This window comes from Candidatus Synechococcus spongiarum SH4, assembly GCF_000586015.1.
Taxonomy (GTDB): Bacteria; Cyanobacteriota; Cyanobacteriia; order PCC-6307; family Cyanobiaceae; genus Synechococcus_B; species Synechococcus_B spongiarum_F.
Genome location: NZ_JENA01000093.1, coordinates 1 through 5,997 on the forward strand (window position 1 = coordinate 1; position 5,997 = coordinate 5,997).

The following is a 5,997-nucleotide window of genomic DNA, read 5'->3' on the forward strand; positions in this document are numbered from 1 at the left end:
CTGATGCCCCCGCCCGGGGAGGTGCGGATGAACGTGTTGATGCCGATCACCTGACCATGGTGGTTAATCAGCGGCCCACCGGAATTGCCGGGGTTGATGGCCGCGTCCGTCTGGATGTAGGACACCCGCGACCCGCCCGGAACTCCGGCTGTGCGGTCTGTGGCGCTCACGATGCCCAGGGAGACGCTGTTGTTGAGGCCCAGAGGGTTGCCAATGGCAATCGCCCACTCTCCGGGACGCACCTCGTCGGAGTTGCCCAGCCTGGCAACGGGCAGGTTCTCGGCCCCGTCAATCTTGACGATGCCCAGGTCCGTGACCATGTCCGAGCCCAGCACCTGGCCCGTATAACTGCGACCACTGCGCAGGGTCACCGTGACCCTTTCTGCCCCTTCCACCACGTGGTGGTTGGTGAGCACGATGCCGTCGGAGCGCGTGATGAAACCCGAGCCCTGGCCTTCAGGAGGATCGTCCTCCGGGGGAGCGTCTCCCGGAAAGATGTGGAAGGGGAATTGGTCCCGCGCCTGGAGGGTATCGATGCGCACCACGCTGGGACCCACCTTTTCCACGGCCGCAACGACAAAGTCCCCTGGCAGGGACTTCAACAGGGGCCGCTCGGCGGCATCATCGCTACCGGACGGCTGCCCCGGCCCGGAAACGGAACCGGCGGCCGGATCACGGCGGGAGGGTGGCCAGACGTCAGGCAGGGAGGCACAGCCCGCAAGGACGCAACAAAGGCTCAGCAGGACAATCCGTGTGGACATATGCGGTAGAGGACGCGGCACGGGATGATGGCGCTGACAGCCAGGGAATCGGCTCACTTCACGGGGCCTGTACGGGGGAGCGGATTCCAGGTTTCTCCTCCGTGTCCAGGCAACAGAGGGAGGCCCGATGCTCCCATACAAATCCGCCAATCGGATCAGGGACGTGCAGTTATCGGTGTGGTTCATGGGGCATCCCCATGGGCGGCGACTTCCTGCTAGAGAGTGGAACCTAAAACTCCACCGCGCAAGGGGCAAGCGCTCCGTTGGATAAGAACCAGTCAGGTGCAGAGCTATGGCGTGATATCTGCCATGAACTCCGGAAGAACCTGAGCAAACCCAGCTATGCCACCTGGATCGAGCCCGTTGGGGGAGCCAGGTTCAACGGGAAGCGCCTGGAACTTCTCGCCCACAACCCCTTTGCGGCCCACTGGTTGCGGAAGAACTATCAAGACCTGATTCGCCAACTGGCCTCCGGTATCGCCGGGCAGCCTGTTCAGGTGCTCATCGAGGACGCTCCACAAGACGCTCCGCCCGGCAGCCAGCCGTCCCCCCAGGCCGGTCCTGGCGCCCCGCCACCGGGCGCTGGCGCCCCCGTTGCGGATCCCCCGGGAACCGATCCCGCCCGTCGGGCTGTGACAATCGGCTCCTCGGCGCCAGGTCGGCGCCCCCCCAGCGGCAGGGGCCTCAATCCCCGCTACCTCTTCAGTCGGTTTGTGGTGGGGGGCAACAGCCACATGGCCCATGCAGCCTGCATGGCCGTAGCAGAGTCCACCAGCAAGCGTTTCAATCCCCTGTTTCTGTGTGGCAATGCCGGCCTGGGGAAAACCCATCTCATGCAGGCCATCGGCCACCAGCGCCTTCAGGTCAAGCCAAAAGACCGGGTTGTCTACGTCACCACCGAGCAGTTCACCAACGACCTGATCACGGCGATCCGTAAGGACAGGACCCAGAGTTTCCGTGACGACTACCGGCAGGCGGATCTGATCCTGGTGGACGACATTCAGTTTCTTCAGGGCAAGGAGTACACGCAGGAGGAGTTTTTCCACACCTTCAACTGGCTGCATGAGTCGGGCCGCCAGGTTGTGTTGGCCAGTGATCGTCCCCCCAGCCGGATCTGCCAACTCCAGAAGCGGCTCATCTCCCGCTTTTCCATGGGTCTGGTGGCTGATATTCAGTCCCCCGACCTGGAAACCCGCATGGCCATCCTCCACAAAAAGGCCGACCAGGACAGGGTGGAGCTACCGGAAGAGTTGATCCACTACATTGCCTGCAATTTCATCTCCAACATCCGCGAACTGGAGGGGGCGCTGACCCGCGCGGTGGCCTACTGCTCCATTACGAGCCAGCCCCTGAGCGCCAGGGCAGTGGCGCCCATTCTGAACATGCCTGCCGAATCGGCGCCGGCGAGCCCCAAACAGATCATTGAAAGCGTTGCCCAGGTGTTTGCAGTGGCGGCGGCGGATCTGCAAGGCAATAGCCGCAACCGGATCGTGAGCCAGGCGCGCCAGATGGCCATGTATCTGCTACGGCAACACACCAGCCTGTCCCTCAGCAGAATTGGCCAATGCTTCGGGAGGAAGGACCACACCACTGTGCTCTACGGGATTCGACGTATCCGCAAGGCTCTGGGCAACGACCCCGAATTGGCCCAGCAGATGGCAAAAGCCCATAACTTGCTGGGGATATGAAGTACCTTACCTGGAGGAGTTTCAAGGCTTTACTATGGCAACGCGGCGGAATGCCCCATGGGGGAAGGGCGCGTTGACGATGGAGGTTCAGGATCGTTCCCTAAGTCAGGGTTTCTGCTGTGGCCTTGCTGCGTTGGCGGCAACGTCTACAGACTCCCCGCAGAATGAGACGCACCTCTGTTAACTCAAAACCCGTGACTTGAGCCACGTCCCTGGAAGCTGCGGTAATGACCTCGCTGACAAACTCTTCCGTGTGATCGCAGCGCATACAGATCATGTGATGGTGCGCCTTGCTGCCACCCTGTCGCAATTCATAGCAACGTAAACCCTCTTGCCATTCCCCCTCATCCAATAACCTCATGGTCACCAGAAGCTTAAGGCTGCGGTAAACGGTGGCCAGGGATACCTTGTTCCCCGACTGCTTCAGATGGTGATGCACATCATCTGCTGTCAGGTGATGGCCGGGTCCCAGGCTTTGAAACAGAGAGAGCACCTTTTCCCGCTGAGGAGTCAGCCGCCGACCCGCCGTGTTCAGCACTTCCCGCAGATGCTCCTGTGAGTACTGCCGGATTGCCGCTACGGGAACACGCTTGACCATTGGAGCAGGTCCTATAGCCTCCACGATCCAGGATACACTTGCTCCACACCTGCAGGATGGGTCGAGTCGGGAGAAAATTGCATTCCCCAGGGTGGAGGCCGACTCCGCCAGCCTCCACCCTGGGGAACCTTTCCCCGTCAGGCCCCGTCACCAGCGGGGAGCGGGGGAACCATCCCCCTCACACCGCCACAGCCACGCGAGGATCCAGGTTGCCTTTGGCATAGAGATTCGCGTAGACACTGATGGGCTTCTGCTTGATGGCGCTGGCCTTGCCGGCACACCAGAACTGCTGATAGCGGTCAAGGCACACTTGCTTCATGTACTTGCGGGCCGGCTTGTTGAAGTGGCGGGGATCGAAGTTGCCGGGATCGGCAGCGGCAGCCTCCCGCACCGCCGCGGTGAAGGCAAGGCGGTTGTCCGTGTCAATGTTCACCTTGCGCACGCCATTGCGGATGCCCTCCTGGATCTCTTCCACAGGAACCCCGTAGGTCTCGGGGATGTCGCCGCCGTGCTGGTTGATCATGTCCAGCCACTCCTTGGGCACTGAACTGGAGCCATGCATCACCAGATGGGTGTTGGGCAGAGCCTTGTGAATTTCCGCGATGCGGGAAATGGCCAGCACCTCCCCCGTGGGCTTGCGGGTGAACTTGTAGGCGCCGTGGCTGGTTCCAATGGCAATGGCCAGGGCATCCACCTTGGTCTTGGCCACGAAGTCGGCGGCTTCGCCAGGATCTGTCAGCAACTGATCCCGGGAGAGTTCCCCTTCAAAGCCGTGGCCGTCTTCGGCATCCCCCTTGCCCGTCTCCAGGGATCCCAGGCAACCCAGTTCCCCTTCCACGCTGACACCCACGGAGTGGGCCACGTCCACCACTGTGCGGGTGACGTTCACGTTGTAGTCGTAGCTGGCGGGGGTCTTGGCGTCCGCTTCCAGGGAACCGTCCATCATCACCGACGTGAAGCCGTTGGTGATGGCGGAGTAGCAGGTGTTGGGGGCGTTGCCGTGGTCCTGATGCATCACCACGGGGATGTGGGGGTAGGTCTCCGTGGCGGCCAGGATGAGATGCCGAAGGAAGATTTCGCCTGCATAGCTGCGGGCGCCGCGGGAGGCTTGCAGGATGACCGGGCTGTCGGTCTCGTGGGCTGCTTCCATGATCGCCTGCACCTGCTCGAGGTTGTTGACGTTGAAAGCAGGAATCCCGTAGCCGTGCTCAGCGGCATGGTCAAGAAGAAGTCGAAGGGGAACCAGCGCCATGGCAGTGAAGGAGGTGTCCGGTGGTCACGGAAAGTTTACCGGATTGGAAGAAAGTCTGTTGAATGCCGTCCATGAATTGGGTGATTGGCCCTGCAGCACTGCAGATCCGCCAACACTTCAGGGAAAATCCATGGGTCGCCTGAGATTCGAACTCAGGACCAGCCGGTTAAAAGCCGGATGCTCTACCGCTGAGCTAGCGACCCTGATTGGGCAGTCCCGTGGAGACTATCACGCAAGCGCCACTTTGACCATGGTTGAATCACCCCCTACGGCTCCCTGGCCCTCTCCCCGCCGGGCTCCAGGCAGTTGGGTGGCCGCTTCTGCCGTTGTGGTGGGGGACGTGGAACTGGCTGCCGGCGCTTCGGTCTGGCCCACGGCCGTGCTTCGCGGGGATCTGGCCCCCATCCGCATCGGTCCCAACAGCAACGTTCAGGATGGGGCCGTTCTCCATGGAGATCCGGGCGCCCCCGTGGTTATTGCGGCCCAGGTGACCATTGGTCACCGGGCTGTGGTCCATGGCGCCAGTGTGGAGGAGGGCGCCTTGGTGGGCATCGGCGCCATCGTGCTCAACGGGGTCACCGTGGGGGCGGGGGCCATGGTGGCCGCTGGGGCTGTGGTCACCAGGGACGTGCCCGCCGGAATGCTGGTGGCCGGTGTTCCCGCCAGGCCGGTGCGATCCCTCGGGGAAGAGGCGCTGGAGGAGCAGCGCCGCCATGCGGACCAGTATGCCCGGTTGGCCCGCACCCATGGAACCCTGGCGGCGGAGGGGATTTTTGGTTGCGGGTTGGTCACAGATTGTGGCCAGGCAGCCCACAGCCCCCCACCTGAAGGACCACGGCTGTAAGGTGTGAGCCAATCATTTCTGCTGAACCCGTGGATTGGCGTCTGCTCCTTGTTGCCTTCCCCGTGCTGGCTGCCCTGAGTTGGGTGGTCTTTGTTATTGGTCGGGACGCCCTCAGTCAGTTCCAACGCACCATGAAGGAACTCCGCTGAAACCAAGTCCCCTGATCCGTCACCGGCCATGGGGGTAACCCCCGCCACCCCCGCCTGGGATGCCGTTGTCATTGGGGCGGGCATGGGTGGCCTGGTCACAGCCTCCCAGTTGGCCGCCAAGGGCGCCCGCACCCTGGTGCTGGAGCGCTACCTGATTCCCGGTGGCAGTGCCGGTAGTTTTGATCGCCCCGGCTACCGCTTTGACGTGGGCGCCTCGATGATTTTCGGGTTCGGCAAGGAAGGCTCCACCAACCTGTTGACCAGGGCCTTGGCGGACGTGGGGGAGGAGTTGGACACCATCCCCGATCCTGTTCAACTCCATTACCACCTGCCGGATCACCTGGACTTGGCGGTGAGCCGGGACTACAACACCTGGATTGCCACCCTGGCGGAGCAGTTTCCGGGTGAAGTCCGTGGCATTCGCGCCTTTTACGACACCTGCTGGCAGGTGTTTCGCTGTCTGGACGCCATTCCCCTCAAGTCCCTTGAGGAGCCGGGTTACCTGGCCCAGGTGTTTTTCCGCAATCCCCTGGCTTGCCTGGGCCTGGCCCGCTGGCTGCCCGTGAACGTGGGGGACGTGGCCCGGCGTCACATCCATGATCCCCAGTTGCTGCGCCTCATTGACATGGAGTGCTACTGCTGGTCCGTGATGCCGGCGGATCGCACACCCATGATCAACGGGGGCATGGTGTTCGCCGACCGCCA

General features: G+C 62.5%; 7 protein-coding genes and 1 tRNA gene. 4 read left to right on the forward strand and 4 right to left on the reverse strand.

Going from position 1 to position 5,997, the window contains the following annotated elements; all coding sequences use genetic code 11:
* Window positions 1-782, reverse strand: a 782-nt coding sequence (locus BG35_RS10515) for a trypsin-like peptidase domain-containing protein (protein WP_236619798.1), incomplete at its 3' end; no start/stop codon positions are given.
* Window positions 783-1,024: 242 nt separating this feature from the next.
* Here BG35_RS10515 and dnaA point away from each other — a divergent pair.
* A complete protein-coding gene (dnaA, locus tag BG35_RS10520) occupies window positions 1,025-2,449 on the forward strand; it encodes a chromosomal replication initiator protein DnaA (protein WP_034417282.1) in 1,425 nt (474 codons plus the stop codon).
* 100 nt (window positions 2,450-2,549) lie between these two features.
* Here dnaA and BG35_RS0105515 read toward each other — a convergent pair whose 3' ends face one another.
* The 3 genes from BG35_RS0105515 to BG35_RS0105525 all read right to left on the reverse strand — a co-directional run bounded on the left by BG35_RS0105515 (window position 2,550) and on the right by BG35_RS0105525 (window position 4,502).
* Window positions 2,550-3,047 (reverse strand): Fur family transcriptional regulator, encoded by a 498-nt coding sequence (locus BG35_RS0105515; protein ID WP_025782036.1) that lies wholly within the window; start codon window positions 3,045-3,047, stop codon window positions 2,550-2,552.
* Between the two features lie 178 nt (window positions 3,048-3,225).
* Window positions 3,226-4,299: a class II fructose-bisphosphate aldolase gene (fba, locus tag BG35_RS0105520; RefSeq protein ID WP_025782037.1), complete on the reverse strand. Its 1,074-nt coding sequence runs from the start codon at window positions 4,297-4,299 to the stop codon at window positions 3,226-3,228.
* A gap of 131 nt (window positions 4,300-4,430) precedes the next feature.
* Window positions 4,431-4,502 (reverse strand) — tRNA-Lys (locus tag BG35_RS0105525).
* A 47-nt stretch (window positions 4,503-4,549) separates the two neighbouring features.
* On the opposite strand from BG35_RS0105525, the gene BG35_RS0105530 reads away from it, so the two are divergent.
* The 3 genes from BG35_RS0105530 to BG35_RS0105540 form a co-directional block, all read left to right on the forward strand.
* Window positions 4,550-5,143: a gamma carbonic anhydrase family protein gene (locus tag BG35_RS0105530; protein ID WP_025782038.1), complete on the forward strand. Its 594-nt coding sequence runs from the start codon at window positions 4,550-4,552 to the stop codon at window positions 5,141-5,143.
* 29 nt (window positions 5,144-5,172) lie between these two features.
* The gene (locus tag BG35_RS0105535; protein WP_025782039.1) at window positions 5,173-5,292 is read left to right on the forward strand and encodes a photosystem II protein Y; all 120 of its coding nucleotides are present in this window, start codon (window positions 5,173-5,175) and stop codon (window positions 5,290-5,292) included.
* A gap of 28 nt (window positions 5,293-5,320) precedes the next feature.
* Window positions 5,321-5,997 (forward strand): FAD-dependent oxidoreductase (locus BG35_RS0105540; protein WP_025782040.1); only part of this gene is annotated, 677 nt, incomplete at its 3' end.

Excerpts from the sequence above, each read along its gene's own strand:
- fba (WP_025782037.1), bottom strand. The coding sequence starts at position 4,299 with ATGGCGCTGGTTCCCCTTCGACTTCTTCTTGACCATGCCGCTGAGCAC.
- BG35_RS0105515 (WP_025782036.1), bottom strand. The coding sequence starts at position 3,047 with ATGGTCAAGCGTGTTCCCGTAGCGGCAATCCGGCAGTACTCACAGGAG.
- BG35_RS0105530 (WP_025782038.1), top strand. The coding sequence starts at position 4,550 with ATGGTTGAATCACCCCCTACGGCTCCCTGGCCCTCTCCCCGCCGGGCT.